The sequence below is a fragment of the Mycobacterium sp. NGS48 genome, from assembly GCF_059812585.1.
Window position 1 is genome coordinate 70312 of sequence record NZ_JCALCY010000014.1, and the last position, 21002, is coordinate 91313.

Consider the following 21002-nt stretch of genomic DNA (forward strand, 5'->3'; position numbering starts at 1 on the left):
CCTACCCCTAGCGATCGCCAGCCCGGCTGCGCCGGGCGCAGCGGGTCGCCACCGATGTCCCGCGCCAGAACGGTAGAGCGAGGTGCGCGTGAGATGCAACACGTCGGCGGACGCATCGCGCTCGTCGGCGCTGCTATTCAGATCGCCAGGTGTGCGAGCAGATCGCGGGCCTTCTCGGCATTCTGCGGATCGCACAGCACGTCGTAGCGACCGGCGACCAATTGCATCGTCGAGCTGAAATCCCGGGTGCCGCGCGCCATCGCATAAGGGACCGCGGAAGTGATCAAGCCGAAGAACACCCCGGCAACAAGAGCGGTGCCCAGCGCGGCCCAGGGATTACCGAAGAAGCCGAGTATCAAACCGATGAACAGGCCCAGCCAGGCGCCCGTCAACACGCCACCGCCGATGACCTTGGGCCACGTCAGCCGGCCGGTGACCCGCTCGACCTGCATGAGGTCGACGCCGACGATCGTCACTTGCTGCACCGGGAAATCTCGCTCGGACAGGTAGTCCACCGCTCGCTGCGCCTCGGCGTAGGTGGGATAGGAACCGACCGGCCAGCCTTTCGGCGGGGTCGGCAATCCGGGCGCGCCGCGGCGGCCCGCGGCCGGGCCGGCGGGTGTGGCACCGGGCACCTGTCCCGGCTGGTACGGGCTGGTCATGCTGCCATTCTCCTCTGCCGACGCGTTGACGGGCGGTGCGGCCGCCAACCGCCCGCATCGTTTAGGTTCAACAGCATGACAGTTCCCGGCGGCGACTCCGGCGAGAAGCCGCAAGGCGGACCAGACCAACCTTCACAGCCTGGACAAACGCCGCCCGGCCCGCCGCCGTCTGGCTACCCGCCGCCCTATCCGCCGACGCCGCCGCAGTGCGGCGCGACACCACCGCCCGATCACGCGGGCGGTTACGGCCAGCGGCCCGGGACCAACACCCTCGCGATCAGCTCATTGGTGGCGTCCTGCCTGGGGTTGTTCTGTTTCATCGGCGGCATCATCGGCATCGTGTTGGGATCCATGGCACTCAGCCAGATCAAGCAGCGGCGCGAGGGAGGTTATGGCCTGGCAGTCTCCGGCATCGTCATCGGGGCCGCTGTCGTGGTGATCTACCTCGTCGTGGTCGCCGTTCGGCTTTACTAGCGACCATGTCTGGCCCCGATCAGCCGTTCCGCGACCCAGGCGGAGAGCAGCCTCCCCAGTGGGCGAACCCGTCGTCGCCGGACGGACCGCAGGCCCCGTTCAACTACCCCGGATACCCGCAGGGCTATCCCCCGGCGCCGGATGGCTACCCGCCGCCGGGTGGCCCGGGCGGCTACGCCGGACCTCCGCCGCCTTGGTATCCCGGCCCGTACGATCCCTACCGCGCAGTCGCGCCGACGGGTACCAACCCGTTGGCGATCGCATCGCTGGTTGCCTCGATTGTGGGATTTCCGCTGCTGCTCGTCTGCTACATCGGGATCGGGAGCTGGATCGCCGGGATCGTGCTGGGCATCGTCGCGCTCGGTCAGATCAAGCAGACCCAGCAACCCGGATACGGCCTGGCCGTGGCGGGCATCGCTGTCGGAGCTGTCGCGCTGCTGCTGTCGGTGATCGGCCTGATCGTGTTCTTCGGCCTGGTCGCCGCATCGGCCTGAGCCGGACGGGCTTCAGCCGCCTGGCGGCACGAAAGACTCCGATTGACGCCGCATGCCGGCTGCGCGTCCCTTGGCCGCGATCACCAGCGCCATCTTTCGGCTGGCTTCGTCGATCATCTCCTCGCCGAGCATGACCGCGCCGCGGGCACCGCCCGCGCTGGAGGTGTGCCATTCGTAGGCTTCCAGGATCAGCTCGGCGTGGTCGAACTCGTCTTGGCGGGGGCAGAAGATCTCGTTGCCGGCGGCGATCTGGTCGGGATGCAGTACCCATTTGCCGTCGTAGCCCAGGGCCGCCGAGCGGCCCGCCACCCGCCGGAACGCCTCGATATCGCGGACCTTGAGGTAAGGCCCGTCGACGGCGGCGATGCCGTGTGCGCGCGCTGCCACCAAGATCGTCATCAACGCATGGTGGTAGGCGTCGCCGACGTCGTAGCCCTCCGGCTGTTCGCCGACGACCAGCGTGCGCATGTTGAGGCTGGCCATCAGATCAGCGGGACCGAGCACCAGCGCCTGCACCCGCGGCACGGCCGCGATCGCGCCGACGTTGCACAGACCCCGGGCGTCTTCGATCTGCGCGTCGATACCGATGCCGCCGACCGGAAGGTCATGAAGCGTCTCCAACTGGGTCAACAACAGGTCGAGCGCCTGGACATGCGAAGCATCGGAGACCTTGGGCAGCACAACGACATCGAGTTTCGCATCGGATGCAGCACCGACGGCCGACACCACTTCGATGATGTCGGCATGGGTCCACGGCGTGGTCCAGCCGTTGACCCGGACGCCGCGTAGTTGTCCGGCCCAGCCCGGCTCGACGAGCGCGGCGGCTACCCGGGAACGGGCCGGCGCCTTCGCTTCCGGCGCAACAGCGTCCTCCAAATCGAGAAACACCTCGTCGGCCGGCAGTCCTTTGGCCTTATCGATCATCTTCTGGCTGCTGCCCGGAACCGACAGGCAGGTCCGGCGGGGCCGATAGGCGTTATTCACCGTTCCACTCCTACAGTTTGAACCATGACGTCGATCAACCGGGTGTACGCGGCGCGGCTGGCGCGAATGCTGGTACTCGGCCCGATGGGCGAGTCGCTCGGCCGCGTGCGCGACGTCGTGGTCAGCATCAGCATCGTGCGCCAGCAGCCACGTGTGCTTGGCCTTGTCGTCGATTTGCCTTCCCGCCGAAGGATTTTCGTGCCGATCGGTCGAGTGTCGGCGATTGAGCCCAATGCGGTGACGCTCAATACCACCAGCCTGTCGTTGCACCGGTTCGAGCAGCGTCCCGGCGAGGTGCTGGCACTGGGTCAGATTCTCGACACCAAAGTGCGGGTCAACGACCCGGAGTTGCCGCAGCTGGCCGACACCGAGGTGGTGATCACCGACCTCGGCATCGAGCAAACCCGAACCCGCGACTGGATGGTGACCCGGCTCGCCGTCCGCAATCAGCGCCGGCTGGGCCGCCGGGCGAACGTCTACGTCGTCGACTGGCACAACGTGGTGGGCCTGACGCCGTCAGCGCTGGCGATGCCCGGCCAAGGTGTGGCGCAGTTGCTGCACCAGTTCGAGGAATGGCGGCCGATCGAAGTGGCCGACGCTCTGCGTGAACTGCCGCCGAAGCGGCGCTACGAGGTGGTCACGGCGCTCGACGACGGCCGGCTCGCCGACATCCTGCAGGAGCTGCCCGAAGACGATCAGGCCGATGTGCTCAGGCACCTGGGCACCGAGCGCGCCGCCAGCGTGCTCGAGGAGATGGATCCCGACGATGCCGCCGACCTGCTCGGCGCGATGAATCCGACCGATGCCGAGCTGTTGCTGGGCCGGATGGACCCCGGGGAGTCCGATCCGGTGCGACGGCTGCTGAAGCATTCACCCAACACCGCCGGGGGCTTGATGACGTCGAATCCGGTGGTGCTGGGACCCGACACGTCGGTCGCTGAGGCGCTGGCCCGGGTCCGCGATCCCGACGTCACGCCGGCGTTGTCGTCGCTGGTGTTCGTAGTGCGCCCGCCCACTGCCACGCCGACCGGCCAGTATCTGGGTTGTGTGCCGCTGCAGCGGCTGCTGCGTGAGCCGCCGGCCGCGTTGACCGGCGGGATCATCGACACCGACCTGCCGTGGTTGGCGCCGGAAACCTCGCTGGCCGCGCTGACCCGCTACTTCGCCGCCTACAACCTGGTCTGCGGGCCGGTCGTCGATGAACAGAACCACCTGCTGGGTGCGGTGACGGTCGATGACGTGCTTGACCACTTGCTGCCGCACGACTGGCGCGAAAGTACCGAGGAACCCGCGCTGAATGCGGCCGGAGGACCGCCGTGAGCAAATCATCGGCACGGCAACGGCTGTACACGCCGCGGACCTCACGGATATTCGCGCCACGGGTGGACCCCGAAACCGTCGGGCAGGTCACCGAATCGGTCGCGCGCTTCTTCGGCACCGGCCGCTACCTCCTCATCCAGACCCTCGTGGTGGTCGCCTGGATCATGCTCAATGTGTTTGCGGTCCGGCTGCGCTGGGACCCGTACCCGTTCATCCTGCTGAACTTGGCTTTCTCCACCCAGGCCGCCTACGCGGCGCCGCTGATTCTGCTGGCCCAGAACCGCCAGGAGAACCGGGATCGGGTGACCTTCGAAGAGGATCGCCGACGCGCCGAGCAGACCAAGGCGGATACCGAGTATCTGGCCCGCGAGCTGGCCGCACTGCGGCTGTCCATCGGCGAAGTGGCGAAAACGCGCGATTACCTGCGTCACGAGCTGGAAAGTCTGCGGGCCCTGTTGGAGGAGCGGCAACCGGAAAGCCCGGGCACCGCCGCGGTGCGCGCCGGCGACGGCAGCGACGGTCACGCCACGAAATCGAGCTAGCCCGAATACGGGATCACATACTCCGCCAATGTTGCCACTGGCGTCACAACTGTTATGTATGGTGACTTAGTTCACGGGGCCGACATGGCGTCGGGAGCACCCGGAAACGACTCGAATACTCAAGGACGGTCGAGTGCGCATAGGGGGACGCTGGGATGCACGCCCGGCCATAGCCCGGCGTGCCGCCCACCTGCGTGAGGCGGTGCAGCGGTCCGCTACCCGTGTAGCCGGCACTCCGGCCTTCGGCCTTGCGGTGATCATCCCGCTGGTGCTCGCCGGGGCGGTTGGTGGTGCGCCGCCGTTCCCCGCAGCCACACACACAGTTCGCGACGCCGGCATCACCCCGGTCGCGGCCGTGGCACCCGCGCCGCGTGACCTTTCCGGCCCATCGGTCATCGCTGTCGCCCGTCCGCCGGACGCCTTCCACATCGCGGCGGCCACCGTGACGGCTCCACCGCCAACCGTGGTCGTGAATGCGCCGGGCGCGCTGCGCATCCCGACAATGGCGCTATCGGCATACCGCAATGCCGAGCAGATGATGGCGAGCTCCTACCCAGCGTGCGGCATCAGCTGGAATCTGCTGGCCGGGATCGGGCGCATCGAGTCGATGCACGCCAACGGCGGCGCCACCGACGCCCGCGGCACCGCGGTACGGCCGATCTACGGACCCACGCTGGATGGCACCCTTCCCGGTAACGAGGTCATCGTGCAGGGCAACGCCGGCGGTCGGGTCACCTACGCCCGCGCCATGGGGCCGATGCAGTTCCTGCCCGGCACGTGGGCGCGGTATGCCTCGGACGGCGACCGCGACGGCGTGGCGGATCCACAAAACCTGTACGACTCGACGCTGGCAGCCGCCCGCTACCTGTGCAGCGGCGGACTGAACTTGCGGGATTCGGCGCAGGTGATGTCGGCGATCCTGCGGTACAACAACTCGATGCCGTATGCCCGCAACGTGCTGGGCTGGGCCGCGGCGTACGCCACCGGCGTCGTGCCGGTCGACCTGCCGCCGCTGACCGGGCCGGCGCCGCCGATCGCCGACCCGCGTCTCGAGCATCTCGAGCATCCGGAAGGCCTTGGCCCCGGCTTGCCGCTCAACATGCACGGCCTGCCCTCCACCGACCCGCTGTCACGGACGCCGCTGATCGATCTCAGTCAGTCCGCCGCGCCGAACCAACAACCGATGTGGCCGTGGCAATCGCCCGCACCTCGCCCCTCTACGTGCACAGTGATCTGCATCGGGTCACAAGAGGCGGCGCCGGCACAACAGCCGTCGATGCCGCCGGGGCTTGCGCCGCCGCCAGCTGAGCCGCCGGCCCCCGCTGCCGTACCTCCGGCGCCCGCTGCCCCGCCGGGGCCGCCGGCCGCGCCCGCACCCGCAGCGCCTGCTGCGGCCGGCGCACCAGCCGTGCCACCACCGGCCGCCGCACCGGCAAACCCGCCGTCCGGACCGGGGCCACTGCCTGGGCCAACCGGCTGACCACGGGGCGGAGTGACCCCCGTCTCACACCGTCTCGATCCGCGTCGTCGCGGCACTACACTCGGCCGTAATGTCCGGAACCCATGATGACGCCGAGCTGATCGCGGCTATCCGCGCCGCGTTAGGCAAGGTGATCGACCCTGAACTGCGACGGCCCATCACCGAACTCGGGATGGTCAAAGGTGTCGAGATCACCCCGGATGGCGGGGTACACGTCGAGATCTACCTGACCACGGCTGCCTGCCCGAAGAAGACCCAGATCACCGAGGAAGTCAGCAAAGCCGTCTCCGATGTCCCGGGAACCGGCGCGGTGAAGGTCAGCTTGGACGTGATGAGCGACGAGCAGCGCACCGAACTGCGCAAGCAACTGCGCGGCGACACCCGCGAGCCGGTCATCCCGTTCGCCCAGCCGGGGTCGCTGACTCGGGTCTACGCCGTCGCCTCCGGCAAAGGCGGCGTCGGCAAGTCGACCGTGACAGTCAACCTGGCCGCCGCGATGGCGGCGCGCGGGCTGTCGGTGGGGCTGCTCGACGCCGACATCCACGGCCATTCCATCCCGCGGATGATGGGCACCACCGACCGGCCCACTCAGGTCGAGTCGATGATCCTGCCGCCTATCGCCCATGAGGTGAAGGTCATCTCGATCGCCCAATTTACGCAGGGCAACACCCCGGTCGTGTGGCGCGGACCCATGCTGCACCGCGCGTTGCAGCAGTTCTTGGCTGACGTGTACTGGGGCGACCTCGACGTGCTGTTGCTTGATCTGCCGCCGGGAACCGGTGACATCGCCATCTCGGTGGCCCAGCTGATTCCGAGCGCGGAGATCCTGGTGGTGACCACGCCCCAGCACGCCGCCGCCGAAGTGGCCGAGCGCGCGGGCAGCATCGCGCTGCAGACCCGTCAGCGGATCGTCGGCGTGGTGGAGAACATGTCGTGGCTGATGCTTCCCGATGGTTCGCAGCTGCAGGTGTTCGGCGAGGGCGGTGGCCAGCAAGTGGCTGAGCGACTCTCGCGTGCCGTCGGCGCCGATGTGCCGCTGCTGGGGCAAATCCCGCTGGATCCCTCGCTAGTCGCCGCCGGCGACTCGGGCGTGCCGATCGTCCTCAGCGCACCCGACTCGGCCGGTGGCAAGGAACTGCGCAGCGTCGCCGACGCCTTATCGTCGCGGCGCCGCGGACTGGCCGGAATGTCGCTGGGCTTAGACTCCACGCGGCGGTAAGTCCGCGAGATTGCACGTAGGGCTGTAATTTCTCGAAAACCACGACCCTGGAAGCATTCTCACGTCGCGTCGGCATCGAACGGAGCGGGCCCGTCGGCGGGCGGCTGCGGCTCGGGAGCCGGCGGGTGGGCGGCCGGCTCGGGCACACCTTCCTCCACCCGGTCGAATTTTCCGGTGAACAGCGAATCGTCGCCGTCGAGTAGGTGCTTGGTCAGCGCCGCCCGCGGCGTCATCCCGCGCAGCTTCTGCAGTTCGCGCAGCGGCTCCCGCAGATCTTCGAACTCGGGGCCGATGTCCTCGCGCAGCTGTGTCGTCATTCCGCTGAGGTAGTCGCGGGCCTGGCGCAACGCGTTGGCGCTCCACCTGATGGCACCCGGAAGCCGCTCGGGGCCGAGCACCACCAGCCCGACCACGACGAGGACGAGCATTTCCCCCCAGCCGACATTGGCGAACACTTAGCCGTTGTCCGGACCGGGTTTCACCGTCAGCGTGACATGCCGCCCGTCGCGCACCACCTCGATCGGCGCATCCTGCCCAATCGTCAACTGCCGCACGGCGACCACCATCTCGTCGGCGTCGGCGACGGAACGGTTGCCGACCTTGACGACGACGTCGTTCTCCAGGATGCCGCCCTGCTGCGCGGGGCTGCCCGCCTTCACGTTGGCGACCTGCGCGCCGGAGGCGATCGCGTTGCTCACCGACCGGGTGCTCAACCCCAGCGTCGGGTGCACGATCTTGCCGTCCTTGATCAGCGTCTCGGCTACCTGTTTCGCCTCGTTGACAGGGATCGCGAAGCCCAGCCCGCTGGCGCTGTCCGACAACGACTTCCCCGCGGTGTTGATGCCGATGACCTGCGAATCCATCCCGATCAGCGGGCCACCGGAGTTGCCGTGGTTGATCGACGCGTCGGTCTGCACCGCATCGATCACGGTGTCGGTGTCCGAACCGTCACCCGACAACGGGATCGGGCGGTGCAGGGCGCTGATGATGCCGTGAGTCACGGTGCTCCGCAGTCCCAGCGGCGCGCCGGCCGCCAGCACCTCGTCGCCGACACGCACCTTGTCCGAGTCGCCGAGCCGGGCCACGGTCAAGTTGTCGACGTTGTCCACCTTCAGGACAGCCAGATCGGTTTTGGGATCGCGGCCGACCAGGTTGGCGGGCACTTCCTTGCCGTCGTTGAAGACAACGCTGGTCTTGAATTGGCTGGGGTTGTTGGCCGCCTCGGAGATCACGTGGTTGTTGGTGACGATGTAACCGCGACCGTCGATCACCACCCCGGAGCCCTGCATGCCCTCCTGGTCGCTGACCGACTCGACAGTCACCACGGAGTCCGCCACCGCAGCGGCGACCTTGGCGAACCGGCCGGCCGGCGCTTCGCCGTTGTCGCCGGTGGACAGCGTGACCTTCGACGTGGTGAACGCCTCGGCAACCTCGGCGGTCTTGTTGCCCACCCAACCGCCGAGGACTCCGATCGCCAGCGCGATGGCGGCGAGCAGCGCCAATGCGCGGTAGGAGACTTTGCCGCCGAACAGCACGTCGCGGGCGCCGAGCTTGCCCTGAAACCGGCCGCCGCCGCGCGGGGCGGACGGCGCCAGCGCTGGGCCGCCGAGCGCGGCGGCCGCTCCCGGGTCGCGCCAGGGGTCGTCGCCGTCCTCGGACTGGTCTTTGTCCTTTTCGCCGTCCAGCGCGCCGGCGTCGGTGGGATGACGCTGCAGCGAGTCGGCGCCCGGGAACGGGCGGCCGAAGGCTTCGGCCATCACCGGGTCGGCCGGCTCGTCGTGCGGCATGAAATCGCGCTGGTCGCGGTACTTCTGCGGACGGACCAGCTGGGAGATGAACGATCCCCGCACGCCCTCGGGACGGCCGAAGGTCTGCTGCGAAGCGGGATCGACCGACGGCCGCGAAACGGGCCGCGGCGCCAGGCGGTGGCCGCCGTACTTGTCCTGGTCGGAGGTCACGTCATCCTCTTCCGAGCAGTTGGGAAATACGCGCTATGACAACGAGCGCGGCGTCAGACACCGGCTTAACCAGCCTAGTATCCACCAGGCTACCGGCGCTTACGCCGGTCAGGCATGGTGTCGTCGGCCAATTGGTCCGAGAAGGCCGCGGCGTCGTCGGGCGGCGAGTGCGGAATCTGCGACAGCATCCCGAGCAGGGTGCTGGGGATGCTGATCGGGCTGGAGTCGCGCAGCGCGGCACGTGCTCGGCCCTGATCCTCGACTTCGGTGGCGCACTGCGGGCACAGCGAAATGTGATGGGCGGCGCGCAGGTGGGCGTTCATTCGCAGCTCACCGTCGACGAATGCAGCGATGGCCTCGGTGGACAGGTGCTCGGTAGAGCCGAACTGGCGCGGCGCGCCAACCGGCGCGTCGCTCTGCGAGGCGAACTGGGAGGGGAGCCAGGAGAACGCACGGCGGAACACATGTCCCCGGTCGGGCATCACCAGCTCCTCTCGACACTGCGTTGTGTATGCATGGCGGCACTATCTTGAATGTAGCGCGCTGGCCGCGACGCGACAGCACTGAACAGCCGAGAAGCCCGAGTGTCGCCAGTTAGGCGCTCGCGCCGTCGGATCGCTCGGTGTGCTCAGGATGCGCCGCCAGGTAGTCGCGCAGCGCCTGCCGTCCGCGGTGAATCCGGCTGCGCACGGTGCCGAGCTTGACGCCCAGCGTCGCGCCGATCTCCTCATAGGACAGACCCTCGATGTCGCACAACACCACCGCGGCCCGGAATTCCGGCGGCAACGAATCCAGCGCCGCCTGCAGGTCAGCCCCCAGCCGTGCATCGTGGTAGATCTGCTCGGGGTTGGGCTCGTCGGCGGGCACCCGGTCGTAATCCTCGGGCAATGCCTCCATCCGAACGCGGCTGCGCCGGCGCACCATGTCCAGAAACAAGTTGGTGGTGATGCGGTGCAGCCAGCCCTCAAAGGTCCCCGGCTGATAGTTCTGCACCGATCGGAACACCCGGATGAAGGTCTCCTGAGTCAGGTCCTCGGCGTCGTGCTGGTTGCCCGAGAGGCGGTAGGCCAGCCGGTACACCCGATCCGCGTGCTGACGCACCAGCTCGTCCCAGGACGGCATCGCCGCCTTGTCTCCGGTTGCGTCGAAGACCGCAGTTCCGTACGGCTCGTCAGCCGGCTCGACCCAATCGGCGTCGCGGTACCGCTCGGGGTGCGACATGCTCGCCGGGCTCGTCAATGTGGTGATGTTCAGATCCTCCGGATTGATCTTGCCGTCAAAGGTGGGCAGTGCGTCACCGCGGGCAACACGCAGACACCCGGCTGTATTCCCGGCCCAGCGCTCTCCGCGTTCCATATAGCTACCGTCGCTTATCGGCGTGTGGCCGATATGTGACGGCACTGTGCATTCACTGAGAAACCGGGCAGGCAACCGTTTGCGCTGCGGGTTTAGCGCGCGATGTGACATTGTGCGGCTTGGACTTCCGGGCGTGTCGCGGCTCACCGAGCGAGACCGTCGTTCGGGCGCGCCTGCCCGCGTGGAGCATAGGTTGGACTTACGCTGCGGGCATGGCCAGCACCGACGACGCAACCGGCCGGACGGCCCAAACCAGTCGGGCCGCAGCGATCTCCGCGCACGCCGAGGGGTCGATCTCCGAGGATGCGGTTTTGGCGGCAGCGCGAGACCGCGCCGTCGAGATCGGCGCCGGCGCCGTCACGCCTGCCGTCGGCGCGCTGCTGAGCTTGCTGGCCAGGCTGAGTGGCGGCAAAGCCGTCGTCGAGGTCGGCACCGGCGCCGGGGTCAGCGGACTGTGGCTGCTCTCGGGTATGAGCGACGACGGTGTGTTGACCACGATCGACATCGAGCCCGAGCATCAGCAGACCGCCAAGCAGGCGTTCAGCGACGCCGGGATCGGTCCGTCGCGCACGCGGCTGATCAGCGGTCGTGCCCAAGAGGTGCTGACCCGGCTCGCCGACGAGTCCTACGACCTGGTGTTCATCGACGCCGACCCGATCGACCAGCCGGACTACGTGGTCGAAGGTGTACGGCTGCTGCGCTCGGGCGGCGTGATCATCGTGCACCGCGCGGCGCTTGGTGGTCGGGCCAATGATCCGGCGGCCCACGATGCCGAAGTCACCGCAGTCCGCGAAGCCGCGCGGCTGATCGCCGAAGACGAACGCCTCAACCCCGCGTTGGTGCCGCTCGGCGACGGCTTGCTTGCCGCTGTCCGCGACTGACATCTTCCAGCACTGTTGGTGCGACGAGTCACGCTTGACAGCTGGCTGAACGCGCGTTTAGTGTACTGAACATGCGTTCAGCCGACTTGACCGCAGCCGCGCGAATCCGTGATGCGGCCATCGAGCAGTTTGGTGAGCACGGTTTCGGGGTCGGACTGCGCGCGATCGCCGACGCCGCCGGCGTGAGCGCGGCCTTGGTCATTCATCACTTCGGATCCAAAGACGGCCTGCGCAACGCGTGCGACGACTACGTCGCCGAAGAGATCCGCAGCGGCAAATCGGAGGCGATGCGGTCGACCGACCCGGGCACCTGGTTTGCCGCGATGGCCGAAATTGAGTCGTACGCGTCGATGATGGCCTACCTCGTTCGCTCCATGCAAATGGGCGGCGGTCTCGCAAACACATTGTGGCGCAAGATGATCGACGATGCCGAGGAATACCTCGACGAAGGTGTGCGGGCGGGCATCCTCAAGCCCAGCCGAGACCCCAAGGCACGGGCAAAATATCTGGCGATCACCGGCGGGGGCGGCTTCCTGCTGTATCTCCAGATGCACGACTCCCCGACGGATTTGCGCGCAGTACTGCGCGACTACGCCCGCGACATGGTTCTACCCGCTCTGGAGATCTACACCGACGGCCTGCTGACAGACGACACCAGGTACAACGCATTCCTCGCCGAAGCAGAACAGGGAGAATCCAATGCCAGTTGACAACGGCCAGGCGGCAATCGAAATCAGCCACCTGACGAAATCCTTCGGCGCGGTGCGGGCGCTGGACGGCCTCGATCTGACGGTGCGCCAGGGTGAAGTGCACGGCTTTCTCGGACCCAACGGCGCGGGGAAATCGACGACGATCCGCATCCTGCTCGGTGTGGTGAAGGCCGACTCCGGTACGGCACGACTGCTCGGCGGTGACCCGTGGGCCGACGCTGTGGACCTGCACCGCCAGATCGCCTACGTGCCTGGGGATGTGACGCTGTGGCCCAACCTCACCGGCGGGGAGACCATCGACCTGCTCGCCCGCATGCGCGGTGGTATCGACGAGAAGCGCCGAGCCGAACTCGTCGAGCGCTTCGAGCTGGACCCGCGCAAGAAGGCGCGCACCTACTCGAAAGGCAACCGGCAAAAGGTCTCCCTGATTTCGGCCTTCTCGTCGCGGGCCCGGCTACTGCTGCTCGACGAGCCCAGCAGCGGCCTGGATCCGCTGATGGAAAACGTGTTTCAGCAGTGCGTTGCCGAGGCCCGCGATCGCGGCGCCACGGTCCTGCTGTCGAGCCACATCCTGGCCGAAACGGAGGCACTCTGCGAACGGGTGACGATCATCCGGGCCGGCCAGACCGTGGAGAGCGGGTCGCTGGATTCGATGCGCCACCTCAGCCGCACCTCGATCAAGGCTGAAATGATCGGCGATCCCGGCGATCTCACCCGGATCAAGGGTGTGGAGGACCTCAGCGTCGAGGGAACCACGCTGCGCGCCCAAGTCGACGGCGAGAGCCTCGGCGAACTCATCCGGGTGCTCGGCGACGCCGGAGTGCGCAGTCTGATCAGCCAGCCCCCCACACTGGAAGAACTTTTTCTGCGCCATTACGGCACCGATGGCCAGGATGTGCACAGCGGAGAACAGGTGCCCGCATGAGCACCGCCACGCTGGGCCAGCCGGCTCATCAAGCGCCGCAGCGTAGTTCAAGCTTCTCAGGCACTGTAGGGATGCTGCGGCTCTATCTGCGCCGCGACCGGGTCGTGTTACCGCTGTGGGTGCTGTTGCTTTCGGTGCCGCTTGCCACCGTTTACATCGGCAGCATGGCGAAGGTGGCGCCCACCCAGGCAGAGCGCGCGACGTTCGCGTCGTCGATCATGGCGAGCCCGGCTCAGCGCGCGCTCTACGGCCCGGTCTACAACGACAGCCTTGGCGCGGTGGGCATTTGGAAGGCCGGCATGTTCCATCTACTCATCGCGGTGGCGGTCATCCTCACCGTGATGCGCCACACCCGTGCCGACGAGGAGACGGGACGCGCCGAATTGATCGACTCGACGGCGGTGGGCCGCTACGCGAGTTTGACGGCCGCACTACTCCTGTCGTTCGGCGCGTCGATCAGCACCGGCGCGATCGGCGCGGCCGGACTGCTCACGACCGACGTCGCACCCGGCGGATCGCTGGCATTCGGGGCGGCGCTGGCCGCCTCCGGGTTGGTGTTCACGGCGGTGGCCGCGGTTGCGGCGCAACTGTCGCCGAGCGCCCGATTCGGCCGGAGCGCGGCATTCACTGTGCTGGCCGCCGCGTTCACCTTGCGCGCCGTCGGTGACGCCGGCTCGGGCACCTTGTCCTGGCTCTCACCCCTGGGCTGGTCGCTACAGGTCCGGCCGTATGCCGGGGACCACTGGTGGGTCCTGGCACTGCATCTGGTGACGGCCGTGCTGCTCACCGCGCTGGCCTACCGACTGCTCGCCGGCCGCGACGTCGGCGCGGGGCTGATCGCCGAACGCCCGGGTCCGGCGCGAGCGGCAGCGATGTTGAGCAGCGTGTCGGGGCTGGCGTGGCGCCTGGACCGCGGTGCGCTGCTGCTGTGGACGGTCGGACTGTGCCTGTATGGCTTGCTGGTCGGCAGCGTCGTGCACGGGATCGGCGATCAACTTGGCGATAGCACCGCCGCGCGTGACATCGTGACCCGGATGGGCGGCACCAGCGCCTTGGAGCAGGCGTTCATCGCGATCGCGTTCGCGATGCTGAGCATGGCGGCCGCCGCGTTCGCCATCTCGCTGTCGTTGCGTTTGCACCAGGAGGAGACCGGCCAGCGGGCTGAAACGCTGCTAAGCGGTGCCGTGAGCCGAAGTCGTTGGTTGGCAAGCCATCTGACGACTGCGCTGGTGGGGTCTGGCGCCGCGATGCTGGTTTCCGGACTGGTCGCCGGGCTCACCTACGGCGTCGCCGCCGGCGATATCAGCGGCAAACTTCCCGCAGTTGTCGGCACCGCGGCCGCGCAACTGCCCGCGGTGTGGCTGCTTGCCGCCGTGACGGTGGCGTTGTTCGGGCTGGCGCCACGGTTGACCCCGGCGGCTTGGGGCGTGTTGGTTGGATTCATCGCGTTGTACCTTGTCGGTTCCTTGTCGGCTTTGCCGCAGTGGCTGTGCGACCTCGAGCCGTTCGCACACATTCCCCGAATCGGCGATGGTACCTTCACGGCGGTTCCGCTGCTGTTGCTGCTGGTGATCGATGCGTCACTGATAGCACTCGGCGTGGCGGCCTTCCGGCGCCGCGATCTTAGAAGCTGAGGAGGCTGCTATGAAAACTGTTGTCAAAGCAGCACTTTCGAGTGTGTGGGGACTTGTGGTGTTTGGGTTGGTGGTGTTTCTGCCGGCCGGCACCTTCCATTACTGGCAGGCGTGGGTTTTCCTCGGCGTATTCGTCGTGTCCACCTGGGTTCCCGGCATCTACCTACTGCGAACGAACCAGGACGCCCTTGATCGGCGGATGCGCGCGGGACCGTTGGCCGAGGACAGAACGCTGGAGAAGGTCATCATCTCCGTCGCACTGTTTTCGCTGGCGGCCATGTGCGTGGTCAGCGCCCTGGACCACCGGTTCGGGTGGTCATCGGTTCCGAACGCGGTGTGTTTGGTAGGCGACGTTTTGGTCGCGATCGGCCTTGGCCTCTCGATGCTGGTGGTCATCCAGAACGCTTATGCGGCCGCCAATGTCACGATCGAGGAGGGGCAGCGGGTCGTCTCCACCGGCTTATATGGGATGGTGCGACACCCGATGTACACCGGAAACCTGATCATGATGCTGGGCATCCCGCTCGCGCTCGGCTCGTACTGGGGGCTGGTTTTCGTCATCCCGGGCCTGATCGTGTTGGCTGTCCGCATTCGCGACGAAGAACAGCTCCTGCAAGAGGATTTGAGCGGCTACCGCCAGTACACCGAGCAGGTGCACTACCGGCTGCTGCCTTACGTGTGGTGACCGAGCGCCGCACTCCCGCCGCGACCGTGCGCAAACCCGGGAAATAGGTCGGCATGTCGACCGGGGACACGCACGCTCGCGAAGAAAGGGCGCGGGTTAGATCCAGATGCCTTTGCCCACCGCAACCACCCCGCCGGCGCTGATCGCGAAGCGTTCGCGGTCCTTCTCCAAGTCCACCCCGACCATCTCGCCCGGTCCGACGACCACATTTTTGTCCAGGATCGCGTGACGCACCACCGCACCGCGACCGACCCGGGTGCCCGGCATGATCACGCTGCCCTCCACGATCGCGCCGTCGTCGACGACGACGTTCGACGACAGCACCGAGTTACGCACCGACGCCGCCGAGATGATGCTGCCCGCGCCTACCACCGACTCCTGCGCGGAGCCGCCGTTGACGAATTTCGCCGGCGCCAGGTTCTCCGTTGCACCGTGGATCGGCCAGCGCCGGTTGTACAGGTTGAACACCGGATGCACCGATACCAAGTCCATGTGGGCGTCGTAGAAAGCGTCCAGCGTTCCCACGTCGCGCCAGTAGCCCCGATCGCGGTCGGTGGCACCGGGCACCTCGTTGTCGGAGAAGTCGTAGACGGCGGCCATCCCGTCGGACACCAGCCGCGGAATGATGTCACCGCCCATGTCGTGGTCGGAGTGGTCATCTTCGGCGTCGGCGCGGATGGCGTCGATGAGCACCTTGGTGGTGAAAATGTAGTTGCCCATCGAGACGAATGTGGCCTCGGGATCGTCGGGGGTACCCGGTGGCTCGGTCGGTTTCTCGACGAAACTGCGGATGCGGCCGGACTCGTCGGCGTCCAGACACCCGAACGCGGTGGCCTCCGCCCGCGGCACCCGGATCCCGGCCACCGTCGCGCCCGCCCCGCTGCGAATGTGGAATCGCAGCATCTGTTCGGGGTCCATCCGGTAGACGTGGTCAGCGCCGAAAACCACGATGTATTCCGGGTCTTCGTCGAAGATCAAGTTCATCGACTGATAGATCGCGTCGGCGGAACCGGTGTACCAACGCGGGCCGAGCCGCTGCTGCGCCGGAACCGGGGTGATGTACTCGCCGGCCAGGCCGCTCAGTCGCCAATTCTGTGAGATGTGCCGGTCCAGCGAATGCGACTTGTATTGAGTGAGAACGCAAACCCGCAGGTAGCGGGCGTTGACAAGGTTGGACAGCACGAAGTCGATCAGTCGGTAGGCGCCGCCGAAGGGAACCGCGGGTTTGGCCCGGTCTGCGGTCAGCGGATACAACCGCTTGCCCTCCCCGCCGGCCAGGACGATGCCCAGCACGTGTGGCGCTTCCCTCATGGTTTCAAACCTATCGGCCGCTGAAGACCGTCGCCACGTCAATCGGCTGATTACCCTGCGTGGACGGGCTGTCCGTCAAGGTATTTGGTTCGGCGCGACGCGCCCCAACCGTTACCGTGCGGTGTATGCGGGTGGCGATGATGACTCGGGAGTATCCCCCTGAGGTGTACGGCGGCGCCGGGGTGCATGTCACCGAACTGGTCGCGCAACTGCGCAACCTGTGCCGCGTCGACGTGCACTGCATGGGCGCCCCCCGGCCGGGGGCGTTCGTTTACCAGCCCGATTCGCGGCTAGAGGGCGCAAATCCGGCGCTGGCGACGCTGTCGTCCGATCTGGTGATGGCCGGCGCCGCCCTGAACGCCGACGTGGTGCACAGCCACACCTGGTACACCGGCCTGGCCGGGCACCTGGCCGGCTTGCTCTACGACATTCCGCATGTGCTGACCGCGCATTCGCTGGAACCGTTGCGGCCGTGGAAGGCCGAACAGCTCGGCGGTGGCTACCGGCTGTCGTCCTGGGTGGAACGCACTGCCGTCAGCGCAGCCGATGCGGTGATCGCCGTCAGCTCTGGGATGCGCAACGACGTGTTGTCCACCTATCCGGCTTTGGATCCGTCCCGGGTACATGTGGTGCACAACGGCATCGACACCGACGTGTGGTATCCCGTCGAGCCGAAACCGGGCGAGTCGCTGCTGGCCGAATTGGGGGTCGACCCGCGCCGGCCCACCGTGGCCTTCGTCGGGCGGATTACCCGCCAGAAGGGCGTCGGTCATCTCTTAGCCGCCGCCCACCGGTTCAGCCCCGAGGTGCAGTTGGTGTTGTGCGCTGGGGCTCCCGACACCCCTGAGATCGCCGCCGAAGTGTCGGCGGCCGTGGCCGAATTGGGTCAGCGGCGCCACGGCGTGTTCTGGGTCCGGGAAATGCTCCCCATCCGGAGACTTCGTGAAGTTTTCTCGGCGGCAACGGTTTTCGTGTGCCCATCGGTATACGAGCCGTTGGGGATCGTCAACCTCGAGGCAATGGCTTGCGCGACGGCCGTGGTGGCCTCCGACGTCGGCGGGATACCCGAGGTGGTGGCCGACGGCGTCACCGGCTCGCTGGTGCACTACGACGCCGACGATTCAGCCGGTTACCAGAGCCGTCTGGCCGAGGCGGTCAACGCTTTGGTCGCCGACCCCGAGCGGGCAAAGCGCTACGGTCAGGCCGGACGTCAGCGGGCTATCGCGGAGTTCTCCTGGGCGAACATCGCCGAGCAGACGTTGGAGATCTATCAAAAGGTGGGTAGCTAGCGGCGGGCGCTCAGCTGGTGACGCCCTTGAGTTCGTCGCCGAGTGCGGCGGCTTCGTCGGGCGTCAGCTCGACGACGAGTCGGCCACCGCCCTCCAGCGGTACCCGCATCACGATGCCGCGCCCCTCTTTGGTCGCTTCCAGCGGACCATCACCGGTCCGGGGCTTCATCGCCGCCATCGAGTGCTCCCTCCAGGTTCGAGCTGGCCCGCCGTCAACTGCCAATTCACTCCCCCATTGTTCCCTATCGACACCGGAGGGGTGTACAAGACCCGGGTGCGGGCCTACGCGGGCGTGTCTGACCGGGTAGCCGACGGCACCCAGCAGGTGCGCAGGTGGTCGTCGACCATCCCGGTCGCCTGCATCAAGGCATAGGCGGTGGTAGGTCCCACGAACCGGAATCCGCGCCGCTTCAATTCCCGGGCCATCGCGGTGGATTCCGCGGTCGCCGACGGCACTTCGGCGGAGTCGGCGGGCCGTCGCGACAGGGGTCGCGGCGGCGGCGCGAACGACCACAACAGCTCGGAGATATCAACCCCGACGGCGGCTCGCGCGTTGGCGATCGTCGCCTCGATCTTGGCGCGGTTGCGCACGATGGACTCGTCAGCCATCAGGCGGGCCACGTCGGCATCGGTGTAGCGGGCGACCGACTCGATGTCGAAACCGGCGAAGGCCCGCCGGAAGTTGTCCCGCTTCTTGAGGATGGTCAGCCAGGACAGCCCGCTTTGAAACGCTTCCAGGCTCAGCCGCTCGAACAGCGGCACCCGGCCATACAGCGGCCGGCCCCATTCGTTGTCGTGGTAGTCGCGGTAAAGGTCACTGGTCGCCCAACCGCAGCGGCTGCGCCCGTCGTCGGTCATTCGGGGTCCTCGTCGGCCTCAGGTTTCCCGGTCTGCACCGACGCGAGTTGGCCGCGCAACTGGTCGAGCTCCCGGCCGAGCCGATCCAGTACCCAGTCGACCTCGCTGGTCTTGTAGCCGCGCAGCACCTGGCTGAACTTCACTGCGTCGACATCGGCCCCGGTGACACCGGAGGCCGGCAGCACCGTCGCGGTCGTCGCGCGGGGTAGCGGCGGCAGCTGCTCGCCGCGGCCGTACAGCATGCTGGCCACGCCGAACAGCACGATCGCCACCAGGATCAGCACCACCAGATACAGCAACACCAACGCCACGTCACCGATCCTGCCTTATCCCGCCCCCGATCAACGCGGCCGCAGCGTACTCATCGGTGGGCGGTCGGACAGCGACACCGGCGACGTGCGCGGCGTGAACCCGTCACCGTCGACGAGGAACTGCGTCAGGCCCACCCCGGAGTCGGGGATGCCGCAGCGGGACAGCAGCGTGGCCACCACCTGCCGGCTCATCGGGCCCAGTTCGGCAAGCGGCCGGTTGCGGTGCGCCCGTACGCCGAGGTTGACCTGAGCGATCGCTTCGAAACCCAGCCTGTCGTAGGTGTCGACCAGCAGGCCGATCTCCACCCCGTAGCCCGGCGCGAAGGGCAGCGACATCAGCAGTTCGCGAGTGGCCGCGTATTCGCCGCCCAGCGGTTGCAACACCCGGCCCAGCTCGGGCCGCAGTGCCGCGAGCAGCGGCCGCGCCACCAGTTCGGTGACGCGGCCCCCGCCGGTGCCGTCCGTGTTGAATGGCCGCCGGTAGAAGCTTTTGACCAGGTGGGTGCCGTCGCCGGCGAGCAGCGGACCGACCAGCCACGGCACGAACATCGGGTGCGGGTCGATCAGGTCGGAGTCGACGAACACGATGATGTCGCCGCTGGTGGCCGCCAGCGAGCGCCACAACACCTCACCCTTGCCGGGACGCGGGGCGACGTCGGGCAGCGCTTGTTCGCGGGTGACGACGCGTGCGCCGGCGGCGATGGCGCGGATCTCGGTGTCGTCGGTCGAGCCGGAGTCCAGCACGATCAACTCGTCGACCAACCCGCCGAGCACCGGCGAGATGCTGTCGATGACCGATTCGATCGTGCTTTCCTCGTTGAGGGCGGGCAGCACCACCGAAATGGTGCGGCCTGCCTTTGCTGACACCAGTTCGTCGACCGTTTTCGGGTGACTCCAGCTGCGGTCAGGCAGCCAGGTGTCGCCGGGCAGCGCGGCCAGGATTCCGTCGCCGACGAGATCGACCAGCTCTGATGCTGTCATGCCAGCCCTCTCACCGTGCGCGTCGGCGGTCGTCGCCCTTGAATCGACGCCACCATCTCCAGCACCCGTCGGGTGGGACCGACCTCGTGCACCCGGAACATCCGGACACCGGCCGCGGCGGCCAGCGCGGTGGCGGCCAAGGTTCCCTCCAGCCGTTGCGTCAGATCCACACCCAGAGTCTCCCCGACGAAATCTTTGTTGCTCAACGCCATCAAGACCGGCCAACCGGTGTCAACAAGATCTTCCACATGACGCAACAACGCCAACCCGTGGAAGGTGTTCTTACCGAAGTCGTGGGTCGGGTCGATCAGTATCCGATCGCGGTCCACCCCGGCGGCAACAGCTCGTTCGGCGGCCGCGGTGACTTCACCGATCACGTCGTCGACCACGCCCCGGGTGCTCAGGCCGTAGCTGACCCGAAAGGGCCGGGTGCGCGGGGACATGCCGCCGGTGTGTGAACAGACCAGGCCCGCGCCGAATTCGGCGGCCACTCCGGGCATCTCGGCGTCGACGCCGCCCCAGCTGTCGTTGATCAGGTCGGCGCCCGCCCGGCAGGCCCGCCTGGCCACCGTGGAACGCCAGGTGTCGACGCTGATCAGTTGGTCGGGGTAGGCCTCGCGCAGCCACTCGATGAACGGCACCACCCGGGCGGTCTCGGTTTCGGTGTCGATGCTCTCCCCCGGGCCGGCCTTGACGCCGCCGACGTCGACGACGTCGGCCCCGTCGGCGATGACCCGGTGCGCGGCGGCCTTGGCCGCCTCGTCGCTGAAAGTGGCGCCGCGGTCGTAGAACGAATCCGGGGTGCGGTTGACGATCGCCATGATCAGCGGACGATCGGCCGCGACCGGGCGGCCGCACAGGGTGGACTGCACCCGTCTATGGTGCCCGCCCTGCTCATCGAGACTGCGCTCAGGGCGACCAGATCCCC

General features: G+C 67.6%; 24 protein-coding genes. 12 read left to right on the forward strand and 12 right to left on the reverse strand.

Translation table 11 applies throughout. From position 1 onward, the window contains the following. Positions 1-137: 137 nt before the first annotated feature. The gene (locus AC5Y42_RS19625) at positions 138-662 is read right to left on the reverse strand and encodes a YflT domain-containing protein (protein ID WP_499900235.1); all 525 of its coding nucleotides are present in this window, start codon (positions 660-662) and stop codon (positions 138-140) included. A 75-nt stretch (positions 663-737) separates the two neighbouring features. On the opposite strand from AC5Y42_RS19625, the gene AC5Y42_RS19630 reads away from it, so the two are divergent. Continuing rightward, the gene (locus AC5Y42_RS19630; protein ID WP_499900236.1) at positions 738-1136 is read left to right on the forward strand and encodes a DUF4190 domain-containing protein; all 399 of its coding nucleotides are present in this window, start codon (positions 738-740) and stop codon (positions 1134-1136) included. 5 nt (positions 1137-1141) lie between these two features. Beyond that, a complete protein-coding gene (locus AC5Y42_RS19635; RefSeq protein WP_499900237.1) occupies positions 1142-1630 on the forward strand; it encodes a DUF4190 domain-containing protein in 489 nt (162 codons plus the stop codon). Positions 1631-1642: 12 nt separating this feature from the next. On the opposite strand, the gene AC5Y42_RS19640 is transcribed toward AC5Y42_RS19635, so the two are convergent. Then, entirely contained in the window at positions 1643-2614 is a 972-nt protein-coding gene (locus AC5Y42_RS19640; RefSeq protein WP_499900238.1) for an HpcH/HpaI aldolase/citrate lyase family protein, read from the reverse strand. A gap of 24 nt (positions 2615-2638) precedes the next feature. Between AC5Y42_RS19640 and AC5Y42_RS19645 the strand changes: the two genes are divergently transcribed. The 4 genes from AC5Y42_RS19645 to AC5Y42_RS19660 all read left to right on the forward strand — a co-directional run bounded on the left by AC5Y42_RS19645 (position 2639) and on the right by AC5Y42_RS19660 (position 7175). Next, positions 2639-3934 carry a magnesium transporter MgtE N-terminal domain-containing protein gene (locus AC5Y42_RS19645; protein WP_499900239.1) on the forward strand — a complete coding sequence of 432 codons (1296 nt, stop codon included), beginning with the start codon at positions 2639-2641 and terminating at the stop codon, positions 3932-3934. Further along, on the forward strand, positions 3931-4476 hold the full coding sequence (locus AC5Y42_RS19650) for a DUF1003 domain-containing protein (protein ID WP_499900240.1): 546 nt from the start codon (positions 3931-3933) through the stop codon (positions 4474-4476). Before AC5Y42_RS19645 ends, AC5Y42_RS19650 begins: the two co-directional genes overlap by 4 nt. 133 nt (positions 4477-4609) lie before the next feature. Beyond that, on the forward strand, positions 4610-5956 hold the full coding sequence (locus AC5Y42_RS19655; protein WP_499900241.1) for a lytic transglycosylase domain-containing protein: 1347 nt from the start codon (positions 4610-4612) through the stop codon (positions 5954-5956). A gap of 70 nt (positions 5957-6026) precedes the next feature. Then, positions 6027-7175: an Mrp/NBP35 family ATP-binding protein gene (locus AC5Y42_RS19660; protein WP_499900242.1), complete on the forward strand. Its 1149-nt coding sequence runs from the start codon at positions 6027-6029 to the stop codon at positions 7173-7175. 59 nt (positions 7176-7234) lie between these two features. On the opposite strand, the gene tatB is transcribed toward AC5Y42_RS19660, so the two are convergent. The 4 genes from tatB to sigE all read right to left on the reverse strand — a co-directional run bounded on the left by tatB (position 7235) and on the right by sigE (position 10489). Then, positions 7235-7630, reverse strand: coding sequence for a Sec-independent protein translocase protein TatB (gene tatB / locus AC5Y42_RS19665; protein ID WP_499900243.1), 396 nt, complete (start codon positions 7628-7630; stop codon positions 7235-7237). Continuing rightward, the gene (gene htrA, locus AC5Y42_RS19670) at positions 7631-9133 is read right to left on the reverse strand and encodes a serine protease HtrA (RefSeq protein WP_499900244.1); all 1503 of its coding nucleotides are present in this window, start codon (positions 9131-9133) and stop codon (positions 7631-7633) included. 89 nt (positions 9134-9222) lie between these two features. Beyond that, a complete protein-coding gene (gene rseA, locus AC5Y42_RS19675) occupies positions 9223-9615 on the reverse strand; it encodes an anti-sigma E factor RseA (RefSeq protein WP_499900245.1) in 393 nt (130 codons plus the stop codon). Between the two features lie 112 nt (positions 9616-9727). Next, complete coding sequence (gene sigE, locus AC5Y42_RS19680) at positions 9728-10489, reverse strand: RNA polymerase sigma factor SigE (protein ID WP_499900246.1); 762 nt, start codon at positions 10487-10489, stop codon at positions 9728-9730. A gap of 212 nt (positions 10490-10701) precedes the next feature. Here sigE and AC5Y42_RS19685 point away from each other — a divergent pair, with 212 nt between their 5' ends. From AC5Y42_RS19685 to AC5Y42_RS19705, 5 genes are all read left to right on the forward strand, one after another. Further along, entirely contained in the window at positions 10702-11370 is a 669-nt protein-coding gene (locus AC5Y42_RS19685; protein ID WP_499900247.1) for an O-methyltransferase, read from the forward strand. Positions 11371-11441: 71 nt separating this feature from the next. Then, the gene (locus AC5Y42_RS19690; protein ID WP_499900248.1) at positions 11442-12080 is read left to right on the forward strand and encodes a TetR/AcrR family transcriptional regulator; all 639 of its coding nucleotides are present in this window, start codon (positions 11442-11444) and stop codon (positions 12078-12080) included. Next, positions 12070-13005 (forward strand): ABC transporter ATP-binding protein, encoded by a 936-nt coding sequence (locus AC5Y42_RS19695; RefSeq protein WP_499900249.1) that lies wholly within the window; start codon positions 12070-12072, stop codon positions 13003-13005. The genes AC5Y42_RS19690 and AC5Y42_RS19695 overlap by 11 nt, the downstream gene beginning before the upstream one ends. After that, positions 13002-14639, forward strand: coding sequence for an ABC transporter permease (locus AC5Y42_RS19700; RefSeq protein WP_499900250.1), 1638 nt, complete (start codon positions 13002-13004; stop codon positions 14637-14639). Before AC5Y42_RS19695 ends, AC5Y42_RS19700 begins: the two co-directional genes overlap by 4 nt. A 10-nt stretch (positions 14640-14649) precedes the next feature. Further along, positions 14650-15324 carry a methyltransferase family protein gene (locus tag AC5Y42_RS19705; protein WP_499900251.1) on the forward strand — a complete coding sequence of 225 codons (675 nt, stop codon included), beginning with the start codon at positions 14650-14652 and terminating at the stop codon, positions 15322-15324. A gap of 96 nt (positions 15325-15420) precedes the next feature. Here the strand turns inward: AC5Y42_RS19705 and glgC are convergent, their stop codons facing one another. Beyond that, positions 15421-16635, reverse strand: coding sequence for a glucose-1-phosphate adenylyltransferase (gene glgC, locus AC5Y42_RS19710; protein ID WP_499900252.1), 1215 nt, complete (start codon positions 16633-16635; stop codon positions 15421-15423). A 125-nt stretch (positions 16636-16760) separates the two neighbouring features. On the opposite strand from glgC, the gene glgA reads away from it, so the two are divergent. Beyond that, positions 16761-17924 carry a glycogen synthase gene (glgA, locus tag AC5Y42_RS19715; protein WP_499900253.1) on the forward strand — a complete coding sequence of 388 codons (1164 nt, stop codon included), beginning with the start codon at positions 16761-16763 and terminating at the stop codon, positions 17922-17924. Positions 17925-17934: 10 nt separating this feature from the next. Here the strand turns inward: glgA and AC5Y42_RS19720 are convergent, their stop codons facing one another. From AC5Y42_RS19720 to folP, 5 genes are all read right to left on the reverse strand, one after another. Beyond that, the gene (locus AC5Y42_RS19720) at positions 17935-18102 is read right to left on the reverse strand and encodes a DUF3117 domain-containing protein (protein WP_003406247.1); all 168 of its coding nucleotides are present in this window, start codon (positions 18100-18102) and stop codon (positions 17935-17937) included. A gap of 104 nt (positions 18103-18206) precedes the next feature. After that, on the reverse strand, positions 18207-18782 hold the full coding sequence (locus AC5Y42_RS19725) for a DNA-3-methyladenine glycosylase I (RefSeq protein WP_499900254.1): 576 nt from the start codon (positions 18780-18782) through the stop codon (positions 18207-18209). Next, positions 18779-19093, reverse strand: a complete 315-nt coding sequence (locus AC5Y42_RS19730) for a DivIVA domain-containing protein (protein ID WP_499900255.1) — start codon at positions 19091-19093, stop codon at positions 18779-18781. Before AC5Y42_RS19730 ends, AC5Y42_RS19725 begins: the two co-directional genes overlap by 4 nt. Positions 19094-19123: 30 nt before the next feature. Further along, entirely contained in the window at positions 19124-20074 is a 951-nt protein-coding gene (locus tag AC5Y42_RS19735) for a glucosyl-3-phosphoglycerate synthase (protein WP_499900256.1), read from the reverse strand. After that, complete coding sequence (gene folP / locus AC5Y42_RS19740) at positions 20071-20895, reverse strand: dihydropteroate synthase (protein WP_499900269.1); 825 nt, start codon at positions 20893-20895, stop codon at positions 20071-20073. The genes AC5Y42_RS19735 and folP overlap by 4 nt, the downstream gene beginning before the upstream one ends. Positions 20896-21002 lie beyond the last annotated feature (107 nt).